Here is a 22,096-nt window from a genome sequence, read left to right on the forward strand (position 1 = left end):
CACCGGCGGGGGGCTCGGCTCAACGACGATCGCGTAGGACGCGGACCGTGGGTGGTCGGCCTGGAAGACCGGCGCCGGCTCGGCACGACGGGCCCATCAGCGCCATCCGCTCACCCGGAGCCGGCTCGAAGGTGCGGTCTTCGGTGATCGTACGTCCGCCGGCGCGGCAACTCGGCGGGCGGCACGACAACGCCGGTCCCGGCGCCCCGCGGGGATCATCCTCCCGTCGGGCGATCTACGTCAACGGTCAACAGGGCTGCAACTCGGTTGCAAGCGCGACAAATAGCGTTATTGGCAAGCAAGCCGTCGGGCCGCGCGATCACGCTTGTCCGCTACAGGGGCATGGGCAACCGTGGTGGATCACGCGGCCTGCCGCCCGCCGTCCGGGCCGCCGGTCAGGAACGGCTCCAGCAGCCCCGGCACCGCTCGTGCCGCCAGGTCGAGCCCGTCGCCGCGGCCCACGTCCAGCACCTCGTAGTGGCCGCCGCCCGCGGCCGTGCAGGCCGAGACGGTCAGCAGGCCCGAGCGCCGCTGGAAGAACGACTGCCGGAACGTCCAGCCGGTGATGCCGGCCCGGTCCAGCGCCACCGTACGGCGGACGAGCGCGCCGCGCCGCATGACCAGGTGCCGCGGGCCCAGCGCGTGACCGAGACCGCGCCGGCTCTCGGCGGCCAGCCACAACCCCGCCGGGAGCGCCAGGACGGGCGCCGCCCACACCCACGCGCGCGGCCACGACGCGGGCAGCAGCCACCAGGCCAGCCCCGCGCCCGCCGCCAGCACGACCGTGGCCACCAGCGCCCGCACGACCCGCCGCCGCCCGGCCGCCGCCGGATGCGCGGTCAACGACGTGCCCCCCGCACCGATTCCCGCACCGATTCCCGGGATCCCCGCACCGACGCCCGTGCCGGTCCCCGCACCGACGCCCGTGCCGGTCCCCGCACCGACGCCCGTGCCGGTCCCCGTGCCGACGCCCGGCCTGGCTCCGGCGTCCGCCGTCGTGTTCGCGATCGCGGCCGCGACGCGGGCGGCCTCGGCGCGGGGGAGCGGCGGGGTGAGGGCGGCCACGTCCTCGGTCTCGTCCTCCGTCCTGGCCAGGCCGGTCGCGACGGCCTTGACCCGGGCGCCGCCGCCGAGCCGCAGCAGCAGCGGTTCGCTGATCTCGACACCACGCAGCCGCCGTTCCTCCAGGGTCAGCGAACGCGTGGTCAGCAGCCCGCGGCGCAGCCGGAGCCGACCGGGCTCGCGTTCCAGGCGGTAGCGGCCCCAGGACTCGGCGTACAGCAGGAACGCGCCGAGCGCGCCGACGGCCGCGTTGAGCGTCAGGACCAGCGGGACGGCGAGCCACGGCTGCGCGCTCACCCAGCCCCACAGGCCGGTCGCCGCCCGGTCGGTGAAGTCCTTGAGCCCGACGGCGCCGAGCCCCTTGTAGGCCGCGCCCAGGACCACCGCCGCCCCGGTGAACGTCCAGATCGACAGGGGCGCGTACCGGATCCACGACCAGCGCAGCTCGGCGAGGGGGCCGTCCTCGGGCGCGGGCGCGTCCTGGCGCAGCAGCGTGCGGCGCAACATCTCGGCCGAGTGCCGGTCGAGGGCGTCCAGCACCAGCTCCGAGCCCTCGGCCGCGCGTTCGCCCGTGCCGACCCTGACCACGGTCAGGCCGAACGCCCGGCGCACCGGATCGGCGCGCAGGTCCACGCTGCGCACCCGGTCCAGCGGGACCGAGCGGTGCTGCCGGACGGTCACGCCCGAGCGCAGTTCGAGCCGGTCTGCGGTGAGCCGCCAGGCGGTCGTCCGCAGCCGGGCCGCCTCGTAGGCCACCGCCCCCGCCACGATCAGCACGGCGGCCCCCGCGCACACGGCGACGACGCCGCCCGGTTCCCAGTCCTGGCCCACCAGGAACCGCGCCAGCGCGGCCACGGCGCCGGCCACGAACGCCAGCGACCTGGCGGCCGCGTTCCACAGGCCCCGGCCCGACAGCCGCTGCCAGCCGGTCATGTCGCGTCCCCGGGCGTCGCCTGGGTGCGCGCGGTGAGCCGTTCGGCCAGGTCCGCGGCGAGCCGGTGGTCCAGCGCCGTGATCTTGACGGCCCCCGCGGAGGAGGCGGTGGTCACCGTGACGTCGGCCAGCCCGAACAGCCGCTGCACCGGCCCCCGCTCGATGTCGACCCGCTGGATCCGCGACATCGGCGCCACCTTCCACGTGTGCGTCAGCCACCCCTGGCGCACGTAGACCGCCTCGTCGGTGACCTCCCACCGCTGCACCCGGTAGGCCGCCCGCGGCTCGGCCAGCGCCACCAGCAGGCACGCCGCCGCGAACACCCCCGCCGCCACCCCCAACCCCGGCGTACGCGGCGTGAACACCAGGTACGCGCCCACGGCCGCCGCCGCCACGGGGACGGTCAGGACGAGCCACTGCACCGTCCACCACGCCACCGCCCGGCGGTCGGGACGGTGCCGCGGCGGACGCAGCGCGGTCCCGCTCATCGTCCCTCCTCCGCCCCGCCGGCCGTCCTGCCCACCGCGCCGGCCACCGCGAGCAGCGCGAACCCGAGCACCCCGAGCACGACGGCCGCGAAGACCTCGTAACCGTCGAGGAAGGGCAGCACGTTGACCACGAGCAGGCCGTGCGCCCACCGCCACCAGCCGAACAGGGTGTTGATCAGGCCGCCGATCCCCTGCAGGACCAGCAGCCAGCCGAACGCCTCCAGCACCGCTTTCATGCCCTCCACCCTCACCGCCGCGGCGGCCCGCCGGCCTCGGCCATCGGTCTGCGGCGACATCGACTTTGGTCGCTGTCGCCGGCTCCCGCGCAGGGCATAACCTCGACGAATGTGAGGGAACTGCGGGGGGAGGGCGAGCCGGCCCTGGAATATCGGTGGGCGTTGCCGTCCACGCTGCTCGGCGACGGGCGCGGGGGCCGGGTGCGCCGCTCGACCCTCGACTGGGTCTCCGACATCGCGCTGTTCCTGCTGGCCTGCGGCGTGACGTTCATCAGCCTGGAGGAGATCCGGAACGAGCCCGAGCCGCTGCTGGCCGTCGAGCAGATCGTGGGGGCGCTGGCGTGCGCGGGGGTGTGGCTGCGGCGGCGCTGGCCGGTGGCGTTCGCGCTGGTGACGGCCCTGCTGTCGTCCTATCTGGAGCTGGTCGGCGGGGCCTCGCTGGTGGCGCTGTTCACCGTGGCGGTGCATCGGCCGTTCAAGGTGTCGGGGCCGGTCACGCTGCTGGCGCTGGTCACCCTGGCCCCGTACGTGCTGCTGCGGCCCCAGGAGGACCTGACGCCGCTGTGGGGGGCGGCGTTCGGGGTCACGATCGTGCTGACCATCTACGCCTGGGGCATCGTCATCCGGGCCAGGCGGCAGCTCGTCTGGTCGCTCAGGCAGCGGGCCGAGACCGCCGCCGAGGACGCCAAACGGCTCGAACGCGAGCGCATCGCCCGCGAGATGCACGACGTGCTGGCCCACCGCATCTCGATGCTCAGCCTGCACGCCGGGGCGCTGGAGTTCCGTCCCGACGCGCCCGCCGAGGACGTCGCCAGGGCCGCCGGGGCGATCAGGAGCAACGCCCACCTGGCGCTCCAGGACCTGCGCGAGGTGATCGGCGTGCTCCGCCACACCCCGCCGGGGGCCGCCGACCCGGTGCCCGACCGGCCGCAGCCGACGCTCGCCGACCTGCCCGCGCTGGTCGAGGAGTGCCGCCAGGCCGGCATGGACGTACGCCTCGACCTGGGCGCAGCCGACGGCGTCCCGGCCGGGGTGGGCCGCAACGTCTACCGCATCGTGCAGGAGGCGCTCACCAACGCGCGCAAGCACGCGGGCGGCGCGCCGGTGGCGGTGGCCGTGGCGGGGGAGCCGGCCGAGGGGGTCTCGGCCGAGGTGCGCAACCCGGTGTGGTCGCGGCACGGGCCGCGCATGCCGGGGGCGGGCGCCGGGCTCATCGGGCTGACCGAACGGGCCGAGCTGGCCGGCGGCCGGCTGGAGCACGGCGTGACCGACGGCGAGTTCCGGGTGCGCGCCTGGCTGCCGTGGCCGGGAGAGAAGGACGGGGACGGACGTTGAACGACGGAGGGCCGATGGACGCGCCGATCAAGGTGCTGATCGTGGACGACGACGCGATGGTGCGGGCCGGGCTGTCGATGATCCTGGGCGGGGCCGCGGACATCGAGATCGTGGGCGAGGCGGCCGACGGGGCCGAGGTGCCGTCGCGGGTGGCCGAGCACCGGCCGCACATCGTCCTGATGGACATCCGCATGCCGGGCGTCGACGGGCTCACCGCGACCGAGGCGCTGCGCCGCACCGCTGCGCCGCCCGAGGTCGTGGTGCTGACCACGTTCCACGCCGACGCCCAGGTCGTGCGGGCGCTGCGCGCGGGGGCGGCCGGGTTCCTGCTGAAGGACATCCCGCCCGGCGACCTGGTCGACGCCCTCAGGCGGGTGGCCGCGGGGGAGCCGATCCTGTCTCCGGCGGTGACCCGGCAGCTCATCTCGCACGTGTCCGACGGGGGCGGGCGCGACCGCACCGAGCGGGCACGGGGGCTGCTCGGGCGGCTGAGCGAGCGGGAGCGCGAGGTCGCGCTGGCCGTGGGCCAGGGCCGGTCGAACGCCGAGATCGGGCGGGAGCTGTTCATGAGCGTGCCCACGGTCAAGGCGCACGTCTCGCGCATCCTGACCAAGCTCGACCTGAACAACCGGGTGCAGATCGCGCTGCTGGTCTACGACGCTAGCGGGTGAGCAGCTCCTCGATGGCGGCCCGGTGGAGCACCAGGTCGTCGGGGTCGTCCGGCATGGGCTGCTCGCCGAAGTGGATCCTGCGCTGCCACACCCGGGCCATGATGATGCCGTGGCGGAGGGCGGCGTACATCTCGTAGAAGTCGAGGTCGCGGGGCTCGTAGCCGGTTATTTCGCGATATTTCTGGCATACGTCGTCGCGGCGCATGAAGTCCGGCATGCCGGGCAGGTCCATCGTCACCGCGAGGTCCTGGAAGAAGCGGTGCAGGAAGATCATCCAGGAGACGTCCAGCTCGCGCGGGCCCACGGCGGCCATCTCCCAGTCCAGCACCGCCACCGGCGTGAAGTCCCGGTACATCACGTTGCCGATCCTGGCGTCCCCCCAGGTCAGGACGTCGGGGCCGGGATCGTCCGGCCAGTGTGAGCCGAGCCAGTCGAAGGCCCGCTCCAGCACGGGGATGGGCCGTGCGCCGTGCGCCCACCGGTAGTAGGCGCGCTGGGCCTCGACGTGCGCGCGCAGGCCGTCCGTGCCGCCCGGGGCGAGCGGGCCGAGCACCGCGACGTCCTGTCCGGTGTACGGCGTCTCGTGCAGCGCCGCCATGAGCCCGACGCTCGCGTCCTGCAGCCGCCGCCGGTCGCCGGGGGCGGCGTCGTGCAGCCAGCCCCCGAACGTGTACGGCATGACGTCCGGCGGCACGTCGCCCTCGGCCTGCTCCATGACGAAGAACGGCGTCCCGAGCGGCGCGGGGTCGGGCTCGAACCAGAGCGGCCTGGGCGCTGGGATCCCAGCTTTCTCCCTGGCCAGCCGCATGACCTCGAACTGGGCCCGCAGATCGTAGGCGGGGAACACCGGGACGGCTTCCTCCGCAGGTGCGAGCCTGGCCACGCACCGCCGGGTCCCGGCGGCCCAGGTGGCGGTGAAGAACAGCGTCTCGCTGGACATGCCGTTGCCGGAGGGCCGCGACAGTTCCGACACCGTGGCGTCCCCGCCGACCCGGCCGCGCAGCCAGCGGGACGCCCGCTCGCGCAGTTCCTCCAGGTCACGCGTGGACGTGCGCATCTGTTCCGTCACCGCTCACCTCCACGCCGGATCGCTGCCCCGGCTCAGTCGTATACCCCCTACCAAGCGCTTGTCTAGGTTCAAGGGACCGTTACGGTCAGGTACGCAAGAGCCGTACCCTTGTCTGAAAGGGCATGTCACGAAGGGACAAGTGGGATGAGTTCAGCGGGTGAAGGCCTGTCTCGCCCGCTTCCCGAGCAGGTGCGCCTCAATGTCGTCGACCTGGCCGCGCAGGTTCTCGGCACGATGCCCGCCGTCTCCGTGCCGCCGCCGCTGCGCGGCATCGCCAAGTTCGACCCGCGCAAGCGCGCCAAGCTGGGCGGCGCGCCGATCGCCGCGCAACTGGAGAACGACAAGAAGTTCCGCGAGCTGGTCGCCGAGTCGGTCGCCGCCGGATGGCCCGAGCTGGTCGCCGCGCTGGCCGAGGGCAGTGTGCCGCCCGCCGCCGACCCGGTGCTGGTGGCTGCCGCAGCCTATCTCACCAGGCCGCCCGGCTGGGCGGAGATGATCGAAACCGCCCGCGCCGACCTTGAGCAGTCCGCCGTGGCGGCCGAGGGGTCCGAGCGCGAGGAGGCGGTGACACGGCTGCGCGAGCAGCTCGCCGCCCAGAAGACCGCTGCCAAGGAGGAGGCCGACCGGCTGCGCGAGCAGATCAAGGCGGCCCGCGCCGAGAACTCCGACCTGCGGCGCAAGCTCCACGACGCCCGCGAGCGGGCCAAGGCCGCCACCCGCAGGGCCGAGGAGATGGAGCAGGCCGCCGACGACGTCCGGCATGCCGCCTCCACCGCCGGCAACGCGGGCGAGGCCGAGCTGCGCCGCCTGCGCGAGCGCCTGGCCGACGTGGAGAAGCAGCTCGAAGCCTCCCGCCGGGCCGCCCGCGAGGGCCGCAGCATCGAGGACGCCCGCATCAGGGTGCTGCTCGACGCCCTCCAGGACGCCTCGGCCGGGCTGCGCAGGGAGCTGGCGCTGCCCACCACGATCAGCAGGCCCGCCGACTCGGTCGCGGCCAGCACCGGCGAGCGTCCGGGGGTGCGCGGCGTGCCCGCGCGGGCCCTGGCCGACGACGACCCGCAGCTGCTCGACCAGCTCCTGGCGCTGCCGCAGGTCCACCTGATCATCGACGGCTACAACGTCACGAAGACCGGCTACGGCACGCTCACCCTCGCCGACCAGCGCAACCGGCTGATGACCGGCCTCGGCGGGCTGGTCGCCCAGACCCGGGTCGAGGTGACGGCGGTCTTCGACGGCGCCGAGCTCAACGCGCCGGTGCAGGTGGTGGCGCCGCGCGGGGTGCGGGTGCTGTTCAGCGCGCCGGGGGAGATCGCCGACGACCTCATCCGCCAGCTCGTCCGGGCCGAGCCGCCCGGCCGGGCCATCGCCGTCGTCTCCTCCGACCGCGAGGTGGCCGAGTCCGTCCGCCGGATGGGCGCCAGACCGGTTCCGTCCGGTCTGCTGCTGCGCCGGCTGGGTCGCGCATAAGTTACGAATTAGCACTTTTGGCGAGACCCCGTCCGCCACTTCTGTACTATTTCGCCCCAGGTGTAATCCCTGGGAGGCGACGCTGTGAGGTTTGGCCGGGTGACGGTGGCCGCGGGTCTCGCGATCGGACTGATGACCGTCCCGATGGGTGCGGCGCTCGCTGATCCCAAGCCCACTCTCAAACAGGCCAAGGCCAAGCTCGAGAAGCTCAACGACAAGGCCGACAAGGTCGTCGACCGGTACAACACGGCGACCGAGAACTACAAGAAGGCCAAGGACGCCTACACCACGCTGAACGACCGCTACAAGCGCAAGCTGCAGACGGTCGCCGACCTGCGGGCCGAGATCATCAGGGCGGCGGTGGACTCGTACAAGATGGGCGGGGACGTCACCTCCCTGCCCGGCATGGTCGGGGTCGACAACCCCGAGAACCTGCTGGCCGGGCTGGCCATGGCCGGGCAGCTCTCGCGCGAGCGGCTGGAGAAGCTGGCCGCCTTCGACCGCGAGAACAAGGGCCTCAAGGCCGAGCGCGACAACGCCGAGACCGCGCTGGCCGACGCCGACAAGGAGCGGGACGCCGTCCAGCGGGAGCGGGCCGAGGTGCTGAAGCTGGTCGGCCAGCAGAAGAAGCTTCTGGACAAGCTGGGGGCCTACAACCCGGGCAACCCCAACAGCACCGGCATCAAGTACACCGGCCCCGCCTCGGGCAGCGCGGCCGCCGTCCTGCAGTTCGCCTTCGCCCAGGTCGGCAAGCCGTACATCTACGGGGGCACGGGCCCGCGCGGCTACGACTGCTCAGGGCTGACCCAGGCCGCCTGGCGCGCGGCCGGCGTCACACTGCCGCGTACGACGTGGCAGCAGTGGGCCTGGGGCGCCGGCCGGAAGGTGGACATCAAGGACCTCCAGCCGGGGGACCTCATCTTCAGCGAGGGGCTCGGGCACGTCAGCATCTACGCTGGCGGAGGCAAGATCGTCCACGCGCCGCAGACGGGCGACGTCGTGAAGGTCGTCCGCCTCGCCGACTACCGCCGCCCCCTGGTCGGAGCCATCCGCCCCTGACCCGTCCCGTGACTGCCCGGCGACCGGAATCGCGGGCGGCTTCGGGCTGCCACGACCGCTGGGACGAACGGGACAAACGGGGCGAAAGGGCCCTGACAATCAGGTGTGCCGGGAAGTGTGAGAAGGGTCACAAAGCGGTAACGGAACCCGCTGCTCCAGCAGGGATTTCATCCTTTACACACATCTTTATCTGATCTTTACAGCCGGTGTCTCCCTTTGCCAAATCTTGACCCTTCGGCGTAGTTTCTGGCGTCGCGGTCAGCAAGCCATGCGCACCGCGAATCGACATCGGAACCCCCGATGCGGACCAGATAAAAATCCATCGGTCGCCGCCGATATCCCTATGCAGAGACAACCATCGGGCGGCGACCTGCCGAGTCCGTGCAGCCAGGAGGCACGGAGCCGGGGACCCAAAGATCCCGTAATCCCCCGGGATCAGGGGTGAATCGGCGCGTCATCGCGCCGTAGGGCGACTTCCAGGCCCGAATCCGTCAGCTAACCCGGTAGGCGTTCGTGGAAGACACAAGGAGAAATCCTGTCTACCTCCCTGCATAACCCCCGTCTGTCCCGACTTGCCCTGAGGGGCGTCGCACTCACGATGACCGTGACGGCCGGAGGTGCGGCTCTCCATGCCGTACCGGCCGGGGCGCAGACGGTGAGCGAATCGGCCGCCGGGCTCACCGCGGTGTCCAGCACCGCCAAGGCGGCCACTGCGAAGTCGGCCAAGTCGGCGAAGACCGCCAGGTCCGCCAAGTCGGCGAAGGCCGCGCGGCAGGCGTCGAAGGCCCGCAGGGCCGTCGCCGTCGCCAAGCACCAGGTCGGCGACCCGTACCGGTACGGGGCCACGGGCCCTGGTGCGTTCGACTGCTCCGGACTCGTCCAGTACGCCTGGAAGAAGGCCGGAGTACGACTCCCGCGCGTGACGAACAGCCAGTTCGCCCGCATCAAGCGCAAGGTCTCCTGGCGCCACCTCAAGCCGGGCGACCTGATGTTCTTCAACGGGCTGGGCCACGTCGGCATGTACGTCGGCCACGGCAAGATGGTCCATTCGCCGCGGACCGGCGAACGGGTGCGCATCGACAAACTGGGCGGATGGCGGAAGTCGTCGTTCGTCGGCGCGGTGCGTCCCGGCGCGTGACAACAGGCCCCGCCCGGACCCTCCCCGGTCCGGGCCGGGGCCTGTCGCATGCCCGGCCTCGTCAAGGGACCGGTCTGGCGAAGGGACCGGCCTCGTGAAGGGACCGGCCTCGTGAAGGGACCGGTCTCGTGAAGGCCGGGAGGGGCGCGGGCCGACTAGCATCGGGCCGTGTCCTCGCAGGTGCGTCCGTCCCTCCGCGGTCCGGGCCTGCTCCTTTCGGTCCTGCTGCTGTTGACGGCGGTTCTCGTGGTCGCCGACGCGCCGCCCGCCGCCGTCCTGCCCGCCGGTGCGCGCGGGTTGTGGGGCGACGGCGGTCAGGTGGCCCGCGGCGCACGGTCCGTGGTCGTGGGGCACCGCGCCGACCCCGGCGTGCTCGCCGATCTGGCCCGCCGCGCGGACCTCGCCGGACGGCGGGTGTCCGCGGTGCTCGGCCGTCCGGTACGCGCGCTGGTCGTCGTGCCGGACTCCGACGCCGAGGCGGCCGGGCTGGCGGGCACGGGCCCGCTGGACGGGCTGGCCGCGGTGGCCGACGGCGCCAGGGTGATCATCGTGCCCGGCTCCTTCGCGCGGCTCACCCCCGTGGGACGCGACGTCGTCCTCGCCCATGAGCTCACCCACGTCGCCGCGGGCACCGACCGGCTGCCCGTCTGGCTCTACGAGGGGTTCGCCGACTACGTGGCCTACCGCGACGCCGGGCTCCCCGTCGGGACGGCCGCCGCCGAACTCGCCGCCGACGTACGGGCCGGCCGGCTGCCGAGCGAGTTGCCCGGACCTGCGGCTTTCGCCCCCACGGCCGCCGATCCCGGACGGCTCGCGCGGGCGTACCAGGAGGCCTGGATGGCGTGTCGCTTCCTCGCAGACCGGTTCGGTGACGGGACCCTGGTACGGCTCTACCGTGATGCCCGCGTGGCCGGCGTCGATCAGGCGCTCGCCTCCGTGGGGCTCACCGCCGAGACACTGGCGGCACGGTGGCGCGAGTACGTACGAGAGCAGCTCGCGTGAAGGGGAGGCAGATGAGCGAGCGGAACGACCCGCCCCGGGAAGGGGACGAGCCCGCCGGAGCGGTCGCCGGAGGGGCCGACGAGCCCGGCACGGCGGTCGCGGCGGCGCACGGCGGCGGTGTGGCCATCAGGGACGACGGCGGTGACCGGCCCGGCGACGGTGGACCGCCGGAGCCGTCCGGCACCACCGAGCCTCCGGAATCCCCGGGCCGCCCCGACGACCCGGACGACCCGGACGCCCGCCCCGACGCCCGCCCCGACGCCCGCCCCGACGCCCGCCCCGACGCGGACGCCGACCCCGGCACCGAGGACCCCCGTCACCCCCAACCCCCCACCCCCGACGACCGCCCCCACGCGACGCGCGCCGGCGCCCCCGCCGCCGAGGGCTCGGACGGCTCCGGGAAGAGCCCTGAGAACCCCGACGAGCACCCGGACGACCCGGGAAAGGGCGGCAAAGGCCGCGGCAAGGGCAAGGGCGGCAAAGGCGGAGGCAAGGGCAAGGGCCGCGGCAAGCGTAACGGCGACCCCGCCGCCCCCCTCGCCGAGAACGCCGAGGACACCGAGGACACCGAGGACACCGAGGACACCGAGGACGCCGACGGCGCCGGGCCCCGTCCCCGGACCGGCAAGCTGACGGGAACGGCGGAGCACCTGATCGCCCGGGAACGGCAACGCGCGGAATCCCGCTCCAGGCGCGCGGCCGGCGCCGCCCTCGCCCTGGTCGGCGGCGTGATCCTGGCCGTGGCCGCGTTCACCACCCCCTGGCGGGTCCTGACGGCGGGCGCGCCCGCCGTCGCCCCCGACCCCGCCCGCGACTTCAGCGCCGCCCAGATCGCCAGGGCGCAGGCGTTCGACGCGGCCACCACCCTGCCCGGCTACATCTCGCTCGGCCTCACGGTCCTGTTCGCCGGGCTGCTGGTCCTGACGCCGTTCGCGGCCAAGGTGCTGGGCGTGCTCAGGGGCCCGTGGTGGGTGCGGGTGGTCCTCGGCGTGGTGGTGCTCACCGCGATCACCGAGGTGCTGAGGTGGCCGCTCGGCATGTGGTTCGAGACGATCCTGCGCGACTACGGCCTGTCCACCCAGGACTGGGCGGGCTGGACCGCCGACCGGCTCAAGAACACCGGCGTCAGCGTGCTGCTGATGGCCGTCATGCTGCTCGCCCTCGTGGCGCTGGCGCGCAAGGTGCGCCGCTGGTGGATCCCGGCCGCCGTGGGCGCGTTCGCGCTCACCCTGGGCGTGTCGTACGTCTACCCGGTGGTGTTCGAGCCGCTGTTCAACGACTTCACCTCCATGCCGCAGGGCTCGCTGCGGTCGGAGCTGCTGGCCATGGCCGAGCGGGACGGCGTCCCGGTCGAGGACGTGCTGGTCGCCGACGCCTCGCGGCGTACCACGGCGCTCAACGCGTACGTGTCGGGCTTCGGGGCCACCCGCCGGATCGTCGTCTACGACACGCTGCTCAAGGCGCCGGAGTCGGAGGTCGAGCTGGTGGTCGCGCACGAGCTGGGCCACGCCAAGCACGCCGACGTGCTCGACGGCACGCTGCTCGGCGGCCTGCTGGCCGCCTTCGGCACGATCGGCCTGTTCCTGCTGGTCGGCCCGCTGCGGCGGCGTACGGGGATCGCCTCGGTGGCCGACCCGCGCGCCATCGGCGTGCTCATGGGGCTGATGACGCTGGCCTCGCTGGTCTCCGACCCGGCCCAGAACCTGATCACGCGGCACGTGGAGGCGCGGGCCGACGTGCACGCCCTCGACCTCACCAGGGATCCGGCCACGTTCGTCGCGATGCAGAAACGCCTCGCAATAACCAACATTTCCGACTTGTCGCCGGATGCGGTGGAATATGTGCTCTATGCCTCCCATCCTTCCAGCCCCGAGCGCATCGCCCTGGCCCGCTCGTGGGCGAGACTGAACGGCGTCCCCGAACCGTGACCGACGTGGTCTTCGTGACGAACGACTTCCCGCCCAGGCCGGGCGGCATCCAGTCGTTCGTGCACGGACTCGCGCTCCGCACGCCGGGGGTGGCCGTCTACGCCCCCGCCTGGCCGGGATGCGAGGAGTTCGACCGGCGTCAGCCGTACCGGGTCGTGCGGCACCCGACGCGGCTGATGCTGCCCACTCCGGCCGTCGCGCGCAGGGCGGCCGGGCTGGTGGCCGAGCACCGCGCCGAGACCGTGGTCTTCGGCGCGGCCGCGCCGCTCGGCCTGCTCGCGCCCCGCCTGCGCGCGGCGGGCGCGCGGCGGGTGGTGATGCTCACCCACGGCCACGAGGCGTCGTGGGCGGGCGCGCCGGGCTTCCGCTCGGTGCTGCGCAGGATCGGCGCGCACGCCGACGTGGTGACCTACCTGGGCGACTACACGCGCGAGCGCCTGGCCGCGGCGATCCCCCCGCACAAGCTCGTCCGCCTGGCACCCGGCGTCGACGTCGACCAGTTCCACCCCCGGGCCGCCAAGGCGGCGCTGGGCCTCGACGGCCGGCCGGTGGTGGCCTGCGTGTCCCGGCTGGTCCCGCGCAAGGGCCAGGACCAGCTCATCCGGGCCTGGCCCCGGGTGCTGCGCGCGGTGCCGGACGCGGTGCTGCTGCTCGTGGGCGGCGGCCCGTACCGGTCGCGGCTGGAGCGCCTGGCGGGCGGGCACGAGTCGATCAGGTTCACCGGCACGGTCCCCGCCGCGAGCCTGCCCGGCTACTACGCCGCGGCCGACGTCTTCGCGATGCCCTGCCGCACCCGCTGGAACGGCGTGGACGTCGAGGGCCTCGGGATCGTCTTCCTGGAGGCGTCGGCGACCGGCCTGCCGGTGGTCGCGGGCAACTCCGGCGGCGCGCCGGACGCCGTACGGCCCGGGGAGACGGGCCTCGTCGTGGACGGCGCGGACGTCGCGGACGTCGCCCAGGCCCTCGTCGACCTGCTCTCCGACCCCGCGCGGGCGCGCAAGATGGGCGCCGGCGGCCGCGACTGGATCACCCGCGAGTGGACGTGGGAGCAGGTCGCCACCCGCTTCCACGCCCTGCTCCGGCCCGCCTAGCCCTTGGTCGAGCCCAGCGTGAGCCCGGCGACGAACTGCTTGTGCAGGAGCTGGAAGACGATCAGCGTGGGCAGCGCCACCAGCAGGGACCCGGCGGCCAGCAGGTTGTAGTCGGTGAAGAACTGGCCGCGCAGGTTGTTCAGCGCCGAGGTCACCGGCAGCTTGTCGCCCGACGACATCAGCACCAGCGCCCACAGGAAGTCGTTGTACATCCAGGTGAACTCCAGGGTGGCCAGCGCCGCCAGCACCGGCCTGCACAGCGGCAGCGTGAGCCGCCAGTAGCGCTTCCACACGCTCGCGCCGTCCACGAGCGCCGCCTCGGTGATCTCCTCCGGGATCGTCCGCATGAAGTTCGCGATGACGAAGACGCAGAAGCCGAACTGGAACGCCACGTGGATGAGGATCAGCCCGAGGTAGGAGTCGTAGAGCGACTGGGAGTCCGACAGCCAGGCGGGCAGCGGCACCAGCGTGTAGAGGGTGTACAGCGGGGTGATGAGCACCTGCGGCGGCATCAGGTTCCCGGCGGTGAACACGATCAGCAGCGCCTTGCGCCCGGGGACGCGCACCCGCGCGACGGCGAACGCCGTGAACGAGGCCAGCGCCAGCGTGACCAGCACCCCGGGGACGACGATGATCAGTGTGTTCAGGTAGTAGCGGGGCAGCTCGGCCTGGCTCCATGCCTCGGCGTAGTAATCGAGCGTGAGGTGCTCGGGCACCGACAGGTAGCCCAGCCGGGCCGTCTCGTCGTACGGCCGCAGCGAGGCGTAGACCGACAGGGCCAGCGGCAGGATCCAGCCCAGCGCGACCAGCGCGAGGAAGGCGTGCAGCAGGATCCGCAGCGGCCGCACGGGCCGGCGCGCGGGCGCCCGCCGGTCCTGCGCCGGGGGAGCGTCGGCGGGCGCGGTGAGCGTCATCGCTCCTCCTTGAACAGCTGCGACAGGTACGTGACGATGAACCCCAGCGAGATCACCAGCAGGATCACGGCGATGGCCGAGCCGAAGCCGATGCGGCCGGCCTCGCCCACGATGTTCTCGGTGACCAGCACCGACAGCAGCTCCAGGCCGTTCCTGCCCTTGTTGACGGCGTAGACGACGTCGAACGCGCGCAGCGCCTCGATCACGGTGATGACCAGCACGATCACGTTGACCGGCCGCAGTGTCGGGAACACCACGCGGAAGAAGGCCTGCGCCTCGGTGGCCCCGTCGATGGCGGCGGCCTCCTTCAGCGCCGGGTCCACCGCCTTGAGCCCGGCCAGATAGATGATCATGACGTAGCCGACGTGCCGCCAGCCGGCCGCGACCATCACCACCCAGATGTTGATCGAACGGTCGCCCAGCCAGTCCACGGTCAGGCCGGTGACCGCGTTCAGCACGCCGTAGTCGGCGGAGTAGACGAGCTGCGCGATGAAGCCCACCACGGCCAGCGACAACACGACCGGCAGGTAGAGCGCGCTCTGGTAGACCCGCGACAACCGCAGCCGCCGGTCCAGCAGCACCGCGCAGAACAGCCCGAACGGCGTCGCGACCAGCCCCAGGAAGCCCAGCCACAACACGTTGTTGCGCACCGCCGACCAGAACGGCGGGTACGCGGTGGCCAGGTCGTGGTAGTTGCGCCCGCCCACCCACTCGATCGGCCCGATGCCGTTCCAGTCGGTGCCGGACAGCGCGACGGAGGCCAGCGCGGGCCCCCAGACGAGGCCCACGTTGACGATGACGGCCATCCCCAGCCCGATGACCAGCACGGTCACGTCCCGGGCGGAGTAGCGACGGGTTTTGACGGTCATCAGCGGAAGATGTTGGCCTTCTGCTTCTCGATGCTCGCCAGCAGGGAGTCGATCTCGTCCGGCGCGCCGACGAACGCCTGCAGGGACGGGATCATCACGGTGGAGGCGAAGTCCGGCCGGGTGTCGCGGTCCAGGAACTGCGCCAGGTGCGTGGCCTGGGAGACCAGTTCGGCGCCGCGCTTCTGCAGGGCGCTGTAGCCGCTGGTGTCGGCCTTGGAGCTGGACGCCAGCGTGCCCGGGTCCAGCTTGGTCGCCTCGTTCTGGGACGAGCCCTTGGCCAGGTGCTTGAGCAGGGCCTTGGCGCCGTCCACGTTCCTGGCCTTGGCCGAGATCATGTAGCCGTCGATGGGTGCGTCGATCGAGTCGGTGCCGTGGGCGGGGTCGATCTCGGGGAAGGTGAAGAAGTCGATGTCGTCGCGGTCGGCCTCGGGGAACTGCTGGGCGACGAACATGCCGAGCAGGATCATGCCGGTCTTCTTCTGCGCGAGCGACTGCCCGGCCTCCTGCCAGGTACGCCCGAGCGCGGCCGGCTGGTGGTACTCCATCAGCCCCCGCCAGGTGTCGAAGACCCGCCTGACCCGGGGGTCGGTCCACGACTCCTTGCCGGCCATGAGCGAGATGTGGAAGTCGTAGCCGTTCGTGCGCATGTTGAGGATGTCGAAGGTGCCCATCGCCGGCCAGCCGTCCTTGTCGGCGAACGCGATCGGGACCAGCCCGTCGGCCTTCATCCTCCTGGCCAGGGCGGTGAACTCGTCCAGGGTCCTCGGGGGCTCGTACCCCTTGGCCCGCCACAGGCTCCTGCGGTAGAAGACGGCCCACGGGTAGTAGGTGAACGGCACGAAGTACTGCTTGCCGTCGGTGCCGGTCGACTGGTCCTTGAACGCCTGCGTGTAGTCGCCGCCGATCTCCCGCCACACGTCCGAGATGTCGGTCGCCAGGCCCTGCTCGGCGAAGAAGCGCATCCGGTAGCCGGCGAACCAGGTGAACACGTCGTCGGGCGTGCCCTTGAGATAGCGGTTGATGTTCTCCTGGAAGGTGTTGTGGTCGACCGTGTTGACCTTCGGGACGGCCTGGGTGAAGCCCTTCAGCACGGTCTCCAGGGCCTTCTTCGGCACCTCGTCGGAGGCGTTCGAGCCGATCGTGACCGTGCCCGTGCCGCCGCCGGACGACCTGCCGGCCCCCGTGGAGGGGCTGCCGGACCCGCACCCGACGAGCGCGGCGGGCACGCCGAACGCGGCGGTTCCGAGGAGTAGACGGCGACGGGAGATCGGCATGTGTCGGTCCATGGTGGTTCCTCCTTGCCGGACCCTTCAGATTCCCCCGAGTTCGCTCACACCCATTCATCGAAAGACGAAGCCCTACCGCTGTCAACGCACTGTTTCATGGCGTTTTCGACGCATTCACCAGGTCGGTGTCATGTCATGATGCGAACGGGATTGTGTCGGAACCTGTTGGGATCTGGTGATGCGATGCTCGCCCCGCAGCGTCAGCAGGCGATCCTGGACCTCGTCCGGCAGAACGGCGGTGTCAGGGTCGTGGACCTGGTGCGCGCGTTCGGCGTCTCCGACATCACGATCCGGCGTGACCTGGAGCTGCTGGCCGAGCGCGGCCTGCTGGCCAAGGTGCACGGCGGCGCGACCACCATCGGCGCCACGAACGAGCCCGGCTTCGCCGCCAAGTCCGTTCAGCAGGAGGAGGAGAAGCAGGCCATCGCCGGGCACGCCGCCGCGCTGGTACGCCCCGGCACGGCCGTGGCCCTGTCGGCCGGCACCACGACCTGGACGCTCGCCCACCACCTGGGCCAGGTCCCCGGACTGACCGTCGTGACGAACTCCGTCCGCGTCGCCGACGTCTTCCAGCACGCCGGCCGCCCCGACCAGACGGTCGTGCTCACCGGCGGCGTGCGCACCCCCTCCGACGCCCTCGTCGGCCCGGTCGCGGTCGCCGCGATCCGCCGGCTCAACGTGGACCTGCTCTTCCTGGGCGTGCACGGCATGACCGCGAGGACGGGCTTCACCACGCCGAACATGATGGAGGCCGAGACCGACCGCGCGCTGGTCGAGGCGGCCTCCAGGCTCGTGGTGCTGGCCGACCACACCAAGTGGGGGACCGTCGGCATCAGCACGATCGCCGAGCTCGGCGAGGCCGACGTGGTCGTCTCCGACACCGGCCTGCCGCAGGCGGCCAGGCAGGCGCTGTCGGAACGGGCGGGCCGGCTCGTCCTGGCGGAGGCGCGGCCCGTCACGAGATGAGGCCCGTCACGAGATGAGGCCCGTCACGAAGATGAGGCCCGTCACGGGGTGAGGGGCCGCGCCACGCCCCCGCTTCCGGGCGGCGGCCTCAAGCGGCCGCCGCCGACAGCCGGTCGTACTGCTCGTCGGAGAGCTCGACCGACAGCGCCGCCACGTTCTCCTCCAGGTGGCCGATCGAGGAGGTGCCCGGGATCGGGATCACCGTGGGGGAGCGGCGCAGCAGCCAGGCCAGCGACGCCTGGGCCGGGGTGACGCCGATCTCGCCCGCCACCGCCGCCGGCGGCGTGCCGGGCCCGGCGTGGGAGCCCGCCGCGATCGGGAAGAAGGGCAGGAACGCGATGCCGTGCGCGGCGGCGTGGTCCACGACGTCCTCGTGCTGCCGGGTGGCCAGGTTGTACATGTTCTGCACGGCGGCGATCGGCGTGATCTCCGCCGCCTGGCGCAGTTCCTCGGTGCTCACCTCCGACAGGCCGATGTGCCGGACCTTGCCCTCGTCCCTGAGCTGCTTGAGCGCGCCGATCTGGTCGGCGAGCGGGTAGGCCGGGTCCAGACGGTGCAGCTGGAGCAGGTCGATGCGCTCCACCCGCAGCCGGCGCAGGCTCAGCTCGGCCTGCTGGCGCAGATAGGCCGGATGGCCGAGCGGCACCCATTCGGCGGGCGAGGGCCGCAGCACGCCGATCTTGGTGGCCACCGCCACGCCGTCCCCGTACGGGTGCAGCGCCTCGGCGATCAGCTCCTCGTTGGCGCCGAGCGCGTAGGAGTCGGCGGTGTCGAAGAGGTTCACGCCCAGCTCGGCCGCCCGGCGCAGCACGGCCACGGCGCCCGCCCGGTCCGCCGGCGCCTCCCAGATGGGCGCCTCCAGCGCCGAGCGCGCGGGGTCGGGGGCGTCGGCCAGCCGCATCGACCCGTAGCCGATCCGGCGCACCTCCAGGTCTCCGCCAATGGTGAACGTCTGTACAGTTTCGCGAGGAATTTCTCTCATGGATGTCACGCTAGAAGCTCACATCGATGTGAGATGCAAGCAGGTGTGAGGAGCATCACGTGAAGATCGGCGCGCTCTCCGCGGAGACCGGGGTCAGCCCCCGGCTGCTGCGCTACTACGAGGAGCAGGGGCTGCTGACCTCGTACCGGGCCGACGGCGGCCACCGGCGCTACGGAACGGACGCGCCCGTCGTGGTCCGGCGCATCCGCACGCTGCTCGCCGCGGGCCTGCCGACCAAAGTGATCAAGGACGTGCTCCCGTGCGCCTCCGGCTCCGGCGAGGTGCTGGACGCGTGCACCCTGGGCCGGCTCCGCGGCCGGCTCACCGGCCTGGACGAGCAGATGGCCGAGCTCCAGGCCACCCGCCAGGCCCTGGCCGCGATCCTGACCGCGACCGAGCGGGCCGGCGACCTGGCCGGTGACCTGGCCGGAGCCGCCTGACGGCCTGGGCCTGTCTCGAAGTCCGGCGCATTCGATCTTGTGGCAGGATCGCGGGATGCTGCGACTCACCGACTTCATCATCGACTGCCCTGATGCGATGAAACTGGCGGCCTTCTACTCCGAGGTGACGGGTCGTCCGATCAAGGAGAGCAGCCACGCGAGCTGGGCCGGCATCCAGTTCGGCGAGATCGAGCTGGCCTTCAACCCGGTGGCGGACTACCGCGCCCCGCAGTGGCCCGACAGCGAGCACCCCAAGCAGTTCCACCTCGACTTCGAGGTCGACGACATCGAGGCCGAACAGAGCCGCGTCCTGGCCCTCGGCGCGTCGCTGCGGCACGACTCCATCGGCCCCGACGGCTACGGCTGGCGCGTCTACACCGACCCCGTCGGCCACCCGTTCTGCCTCTGCCGCAACCAGGGCGTCATCTGGACCGACCAGGGCCTCGTCTGGCCCGAGCGCGCCTAGCTAGTGGCCGTAGAGCTCGTCGATCTCCTTGGCGTAGTCGCGCATCACCAGGTTGCGCTTGACCTTCAGCGTCGGCGTCAGGTGGCCGCTCTCCTCGGTGAGGTCGGTTTCGAGGATCGTGAACTTCTTGATCTGCTCGGCCTTCGACACCATGCCGTTGGCCCGGTCGACGGCCTCCTGGACCTGCGCCAGGATCGCCGGGTCGGTGCGCAGCTCGGCCGCGCTGCGGCCGGCGGGCATCGCCTCGGGGTCGAGCGTGACCAGCGCGGCGACGAAGGGACGGCCCTCACCGACGATCATGGCCTGGGACACCAGCGGGTGGGCGCGTAGCGCGTCCTCCAGCGGGCCGGGGGCGACGTTCTTGCCCGCGGCCGTCACCAGGATCTCCTTCTTGCGGCCGGTGATGCGCAGGTAGCCGTCGGCGTCGAGTTCGCCCACGTCGCCCGTGCGGTACCAGCCGTCGGCGTCGACCGCCTCGGCGGTGGCGGCGTCGTTGTTCCAGTAGCCGTGGAAGACGTTGCGGCCCTTGGCCAGGATCTCGCCGTCGTCGCCGATGCGGACCGAGACGCCGGGCAGCGGCTTGCCGACCGTGCCGATCTTGTTGGCGCCCGGCATGTTGACCGAGATGGGGGCGGAGGTCTCGGTCAGGCCGTAGCCCTCGAAGACCTCGATGCCGACGCCCCGGAAGAAGTGGCCGAGCCGGTCGCCGAGCGCCGAGCCGCCGGAGACCGCGGCCGACAGCCGGCCGCCGGTGGCCGCCCGCAGCTTGGCGTAGACCAGCCGGTCGAACAGCATGTGACGCAGCCGCAGGCCGAGCGGCGCGCCGCCGGACGCCTCGGCCTTGCTCCAGGCCACCGCCACGTCGACGGCGCGGGCGAAGATCTTGCCCTTGCCGCCCGCGGCGGCCTTCTGCTCGGCGCCGTTGTAGACCTTCTCGAACACGCGCGGCACGCCCAGCAGGAACGTCGGCTTGAAGTCCTGGAGGTCGGGGGCGACGTTCTTCATGTTCGGGGTGTGCGCCATGATCGCGCCGGCCTCGACCAGCACCACCTGGATCATCCGCGCGAAGATGTGCGCGAGCGGCAGGAACAGCAGCGCCGCCGGGTCCTTCGAGCTGAACAGCCGGTCGAGCGGCCCGCGCAGCACGTTGAGGGCGGTGAACAGCAGGTTGTCGTGGGTGATCCGGCAGCCCTTGGGACGGCCGGTGGTGCCCGAGGTGTAGACGATCGTGGCCAGGTCGGCGGCGACGACCTTCTTCCTGCGCTCCTCCACGGCCGAGCCGGGCACGCCCTCCACGTCGAGCCGCCCCTCGACCCGCCAGACGGCCTTCAGCTCGGGCGCGGCCTCGCGAACGGTCTCCTCGTGCGTGTCGAGCTCGACGAAGGCCGCCTTGGCCTCGCTGTCGGCCAGGATCCACCGGACCTGCTCCACCGACGACGTCTCGTAGATCGGGACGGTGACCGCGCCGACGGCCCAGAGGGCGTAGTCGATCAGCGTCCACTCGTAACGCGTGCGCGACATCAGCGCGACCCGGTCGCCGTGCTCGATCCCGGCCGCGATGAGCCCCCTGGCCACCTCGACCACCTGGTCGCGGAACTCGCCCGCGGTCACGACGGGCCAGCCGTCGTCGGTCCTGCGGCGCATGATCACGGTGCCGGGCTCCCGCTCGGCCCGGTCGAAGACCGTGTCCGGCAGGCTTGCTGAGGCAGGCACATCGACCAGGACGGGGACGCTGTACTCGCGCACGAACTTTCAACTCCTCTACGGGGACCGCCTGGACGTTACCGCCTTAAGTTACGCGCCGGTAGCATCGTCATGGGAGCGTTATGAAGGGCGTTCATCACGCTAGCAGCCGTCCCACCTAGGATTTCCCCATGAGGGTCCACGTGGTGAGTGACGTGCACGGCAGGGCCGACGCGCTGGCCCGGGCGGGCGAGGGCGCCGACGCGCTGGTGTGCCTGGGCGACCTGATCCTCTTCATCGACTACGACGACCACGCCAACGGCATCTTCGCCGACCTGTTCGGCGCGGAGCGGGCCGCCGAGTTCATCGCCCTGCGCACGGCCAAGCGTTTCGACGAGGCCAGGGCCATGTCGGCGCGCCTGTGGGCCACCCTCGACGGCGACCCGCGCGAGCATATCGAGCGCAACGTCCGCGCCCAGTACGCCACCCTCTTCGCCGCCATGCCCACCCCCGCCTACCTCACCTACGGCAACGTGGACATTCCCCGCCTGTGGCCCGACTATCTCAAACCGGGCCATCAGGTGCTCGACGGCCAGGTGGTGGAGATCGGCGGCCTGCGCTTCGGCTTCGTCGGCGGCGGGCTCAAGACCCCCTACCGCACCCCGTACGAGATCGGCGACGAGGAGTACGCCGCCAAGGTCGAGGCGATCGGCGAGGTCGACGTGCTGTGCTGCCACATCCCGCCCGCCCTGCCCGAGCTGCTCTACGACGTCGTGGCCAGGCGTTTCGAGCGCGGCAGCGAGGCCACGCTGGCGGCCATCCGGCGCACCCAGCCGCGTTACGCCCTGTTCGGCCACGTGCACCAGCCCCTCCACCGCCGCGCCCGCATCGGCCGCACCGAGTGCGTGAACGTCGGCCACTTCCGCGGAAGAGGTGAGCCGTTCGTCCTGGAATGGTGAGCCGGGCGGCCCGTGACCGGCGCTCCGCCGCAACGGGCGGATTCTGCATTAC

The 22,096-nt window shown here is 72.3% G+C and carries 21 protein-coding genes and 1 riboswitch; of the genes, 12 read left to right on the forward strand and 9 right to left on the reverse strand.

Annotated features, from left to right (window positions below; genetic code table 11):
- Positions 1 to 360: 360 nt before the first annotated feature.
- Genes ABZ444_RS05585 through ABZ444_RS05595 form a run of 3 tightly spaced genes read right to left on the reverse strand, consistent with a single transcriptional unit; the run spans position 361 to position 2,719 of the window.
- On the reverse strand, positions 361 to 1,995 hold the full coding sequence (locus ABZ444_RS05585; RefSeq protein WP_357993114.1) for a PH domain-containing protein: 1,635 nt from the start codon (positions 1,993 to 1,995) through the stop codon (positions 361 to 363).
- Positions 1,992 to 2,483: a PH domain-containing protein gene (locus tag ABZ444_RS05590; protein ID WP_357993117.1), complete on the reverse strand. Its 492-nt coding sequence runs from the start codon at positions 2,481 to 2,483 to the stop codon at positions 1,992 to 1,994. The genes ABZ444_RS05585 and ABZ444_RS05590 overlap by 4 nt, the downstream gene beginning before the upstream one ends.
- Positions 2,480 to 2,719 carry a hypothetical protein gene (locus ABZ444_RS05595; RefSeq protein WP_357993120.1) on the reverse strand — a complete coding sequence of 80 codons (240 nt, stop codon included), beginning with the start codon at positions 2,717 to 2,719 and terminating at the stop codon, positions 2,480 to 2,482. The genes ABZ444_RS05590 and ABZ444_RS05595 overlap by 4 nt, the downstream gene beginning before the upstream one ends.
- 111 nt (positions 2,720 to 2,830) lie before the next feature.
- On the opposite strand from ABZ444_RS05595, the gene ABZ444_RS05600 reads away from it, so the two are divergent.
- Both ABZ444_RS05600 and ABZ444_RS05605 read left to right on the forward strand, forming a co-directional pair.
- The gene (locus tag ABZ444_RS05600) at positions 2,831 to 4,054 is read left to right on the forward strand and encodes a histidine kinase (protein WP_357993123.1); all 1,224 of its coding nucleotides are present in this window, start codon (positions 2,831 to 2,833) and stop codon (positions 4,052 to 4,054) included.
- A 14-nt stretch (positions 4,055 to 4,068) separates the two neighbouring features.
- Positions 4,069 to 4,725: a response regulator transcription factor gene (locus ABZ444_RS05605; protein WP_357993126.1), complete on the forward strand. Its 657-nt coding sequence runs from the start codon at positions 4,069 to 4,071 to the stop codon at positions 4,723 to 4,725.
- Here the strand turns inward: ABZ444_RS05605 and ABZ444_RS05610 are convergent.
- Entirely contained in the window at positions 4,715 to 5,794 is a 1,080-nt protein-coding gene (locus ABZ444_RS05610; RefSeq protein ID WP_357993129.1) for a phosphotransferase family protein, read from the reverse strand. The genes ABZ444_RS05605 and ABZ444_RS05610 overlap by 11 nt on opposite strands.
- A 189-nt stretch (positions 5,795 to 5,983) precedes the next feature.
- Between ABZ444_RS05610 and ABZ444_RS05615 the strand changes: the two genes are divergently transcribed.
- The 6 genes from ABZ444_RS05615 (at position 5,984) to ABZ444_RS05640 (ending at position 13,479) form a co-directional block, all read left to right on the forward strand.
- Positions 5,984 to 7,261, forward strand: coding sequence for an NYN domain-containing protein (locus tag ABZ444_RS05615; RefSeq protein ID WP_357993132.1), 1,278 nt, complete (start codon positions 5,984 to 5,986; stop codon positions 7,259 to 7,261).
- Positions 7,262 to 7,393: 132 nt separating this feature from the next.
- The gene (locus ABZ444_RS05620) at positions 7,394 to 8,320 is read left to right on the forward strand and encodes an NlpC/P60 family protein (protein ID WP_357967746.1); all 927 of its coding nucleotides are present in this window, start codon (positions 7,394 to 7,396) and stop codon (positions 8,318 to 8,320) included.
- Positions 8,321 to 8,681: 361 nt separating this feature from the next.
- Positions 8,682 to 8,845: riboswitch (cyclic di-AMP (ydaO/yuaA leader) on the forward strand.
- Between the two features lie 130 nt (positions 8,846 to 8,975).
- Positions 8,976 to 9,458: a C40 family peptidase gene (locus ABZ444_RS05625; protein WP_357993135.1), complete on the forward strand. Its 483-nt coding sequence runs from the start codon at positions 8,976 to 8,978 to the stop codon at positions 9,456 to 9,458.
- A gap of 168 nt (positions 9,459 to 9,626) precedes the next feature.
- Positions 9,627 to 10,460 carry a hypothetical protein gene (locus ABZ444_RS05630; protein ID WP_357993138.1) on the forward strand — a complete coding sequence of 278 codons (834 nt, stop codon included), beginning with the start codon at positions 9,627 to 9,629 and terminating at the stop codon, positions 10,458 to 10,460.
- 11 nt (positions 10,461 to 10,471) lie between these two features.
- The gene (locus tag ABZ444_RS05635; protein WP_357993140.1) at positions 10,472 to 12,388 is read left to right on the forward strand and encodes a M48 family metallopeptidase; all 1,917 of its coding nucleotides are present in this window, start codon (positions 10,472 to 10,474) and stop codon (positions 12,386 to 12,388) included.
- Complete coding sequence (locus tag ABZ444_RS05640; RefSeq protein ID WP_357967757.1) at positions 12,385 to 13,479, forward strand: glycosyltransferase family 4 protein; 1,095 nt, start codon at positions 12,385 to 12,387, stop codon at positions 13,477 to 13,479. Before ABZ444_RS05635 ends, ABZ444_RS05640 begins: the two co-directional genes overlap by 4 nt.
- On the opposite strand, the gene ABZ444_RS05645 is transcribed toward ABZ444_RS05640, so the two are convergent.
- From ABZ444_RS05645 to ABZ444_RS05655, 3 genes are read right to left on the reverse strand one after another with little or no spacing between them, the layout of a single operon-like run.
- Complete coding sequence (locus tag ABZ444_RS05645; protein ID WP_357993143.1) at positions 13,476 to 14,393, reverse strand: carbohydrate ABC transporter permease; 918 nt, start codon at positions 14,391 to 14,393, stop codon at positions 13,476 to 13,478. The two genes, ABZ444_RS05640 and ABZ444_RS05645, sit on opposite strands and share 4 nt — an antisense overlap.
- Positions 14,390 to 15,262, reverse strand: a complete 873-nt coding sequence (locus ABZ444_RS05650) for a sugar ABC transporter permease (RefSeq protein ID WP_357993146.1) — start codon at positions 15,260 to 15,262, stop codon at positions 14,390 to 14,392. Before ABZ444_RS05650 ends, ABZ444_RS05645 begins: the two co-directional genes overlap by 4 nt.
- On the reverse strand, positions 15,262 to 16,548 hold the full coding sequence (locus tag ABZ444_RS05655) for an ABC transporter substrate-binding protein (protein ID WP_357993149.1): 1,287 nt from the start codon (positions 16,546 to 16,548) through the stop codon (positions 15,262 to 15,264). Before ABZ444_RS05655 ends, ABZ444_RS05650 begins: the two co-directional genes overlap by 1 nt.
- A 183-nt stretch (positions 16,549 to 16,731) precedes the next feature.
- Between ABZ444_RS05655 and ABZ444_RS05660 the strand changes: the two genes are divergently transcribed.
- Complete coding sequence (locus ABZ444_RS05660) at positions 16,732 to 17,514, forward strand: DeoR/GlpR family DNA-binding transcription regulator (RefSeq protein ID WP_357993153.1); 783 nt, start codon at positions 16,732 to 16,734, stop codon at positions 17,512 to 17,514.
- An 88-nt stretch (positions 17,515 to 17,602) separates the two neighbouring features.
- On the opposite strand, the gene ABZ444_RS05665 is transcribed toward ABZ444_RS05660, so the two are convergent.
- Positions 17,603 to 18,496 (reverse strand): aldo/keto reductase, encoded by an 894-nt coding sequence (locus ABZ444_RS05665; protein ID WP_357993157.1) that lies wholly within the window; start codon positions 18,494 to 18,496, stop codon positions 17,603 to 17,605.
- A gap of 59 nt (positions 18,497 to 18,555) precedes the next feature.
- On the opposite strand from ABZ444_RS05665, the gene ABZ444_RS05670 reads away from it, so the two are divergent.
- Positions 18,556 to 18,936, forward strand: coding sequence for a MerR family transcriptional regulator (locus tag ABZ444_RS05670; protein WP_357993159.1), 381 nt, complete (start codon positions 18,556 to 18,558; stop codon positions 18,934 to 18,936).
- A gap of 55 nt (positions 18,937 to 18,991) precedes the next feature.
- On the forward strand, positions 18,992 to 19,402 hold the full coding sequence (locus tag ABZ444_RS05675) for a VOC family protein (RefSeq protein WP_357993162.1): 411 nt from the start codon (positions 18,992 to 18,994) through the stop codon (positions 19,400 to 19,402).
- On the opposite strand, the gene ABZ444_RS05680 is transcribed toward ABZ444_RS05675, so the two are convergent.
- Positions 19,403 to 21,148 (reverse strand): AMP-dependent synthetase/ligase, encoded by a 1,746-nt coding sequence (locus ABZ444_RS05680; protein WP_357993165.1) that lies wholly within the window; start codon positions 21,146 to 21,148, stop codon positions 19,403 to 19,405.
- A gap of 128 nt (positions 21,149 to 21,276) precedes the next feature.
- Here ABZ444_RS05680 and ABZ444_RS05685 point away from each other — a divergent pair, with 128 nt between their 5' ends.
- On the forward strand, positions 21,277 to 22,044 hold the full coding sequence (locus ABZ444_RS05685; protein WP_357967778.1) for a metallophosphoesterase: 768 nt from the start codon (positions 21,277 to 21,279) through the stop codon (positions 22,042 to 22,044).
- Positions 22,045 to 22,096: the final 52 nt, after the last annotated feature.

This window comes from Nonomuraea sp. NPDC005730 (assembly GCF_040630865.1).
GTDB lineage: Bacteria > Actinomycetota > Actinomycetes > Streptosporangiales > Streptosporangiaceae > Nonomuraea.

Coding starts and splice junctions, on each gene's coding strand:
- ABZ444_RS05585 (WP_357993114.1), bottom strand. CDS start 1,995: ATGACCGGCTGGCAGCGGCTGTCGGGCCGGGGCCTGTGGAACGCGGCC.
- ABZ444_RS05590 (WP_357993117.1), bottom strand. CDS start 2,483: ATGAGCGGGACCGCGCTGCGTCCGCCGCGGCACCGTCCCGACCGCCGG.
- ABZ444_RS05595 (WP_357993120.1), bottom strand. CDS start 2,719: ATGAAAGCGGTGCTGGAGGCGTTCGGCTGGCTGCTGGTCCTGCAGGGG.
- ABZ444_RS05605 (WP_357993126.1), top strand. CDS start 4,069: ATGGACGCGCCGATCAAGGTGCTGATCGTGGACGACGACGCGATGGTG.
- ABZ444_RS05620 (WP_357967746.1), top strand. CDS start 7,394: ATGACCGTCCCGATGGGTGCGGCGCTCGCTGATCCCAAGCCCACTCTC.
- ABZ444_RS05635 (WP_357993140.1), top strand. CDS start 10,472: ATGAGCGAGCGGAACGACCCGCCCCGGGAAGGGGACGAGCCCGCCGGA.
- ABZ444_RS05645 (WP_357993143.1), bottom strand. CDS start 14,393: ATGACGCTCACCGCGCCCGCCGACGCTCCCCCGGCGCAGGACCGGCGG.
- ABZ444_RS05650 (WP_357993146.1), bottom strand. CDS start 15,262: ATGACCGTCAAAACCCGTCGCTACTCCGCCCGGGACGTGACCGTGCTG.
- ABZ444_RS05655 (WP_357993149.1), bottom strand. CDS start 16,548: ATGGACCGACACATGCCGATCTCCCGTCGCCGTCTACTCCTCGGAACC.
- ABZ444_RS05660 (WP_357993153.1), top strand. CDS start 16,732: ATGCTCGCCCCGCAGCGTCAGCAGGCGATCCTGGACCTCGTCCGGCAG.
- ABZ444_RS05665 (WP_357993157.1), bottom strand. CDS start 18,496: ATGAGAGAAATTCCTCGCGAAACTGTACAGACGTTCACCATTGGCGGA.
- ABZ444_RS05675 (WP_357993162.1), top strand. CDS start 18,992: ATGCTGCGACTCACCGACTTCATCATCGACTGCCCTGATGCGATGAAA.
- ABZ444_RS05685 (WP_357967778.1), top strand. CDS start 21,277: ATGAGGGTCCACGTGGTGAGTGACGTGCACGGCAGGGCCGACGCGCTG.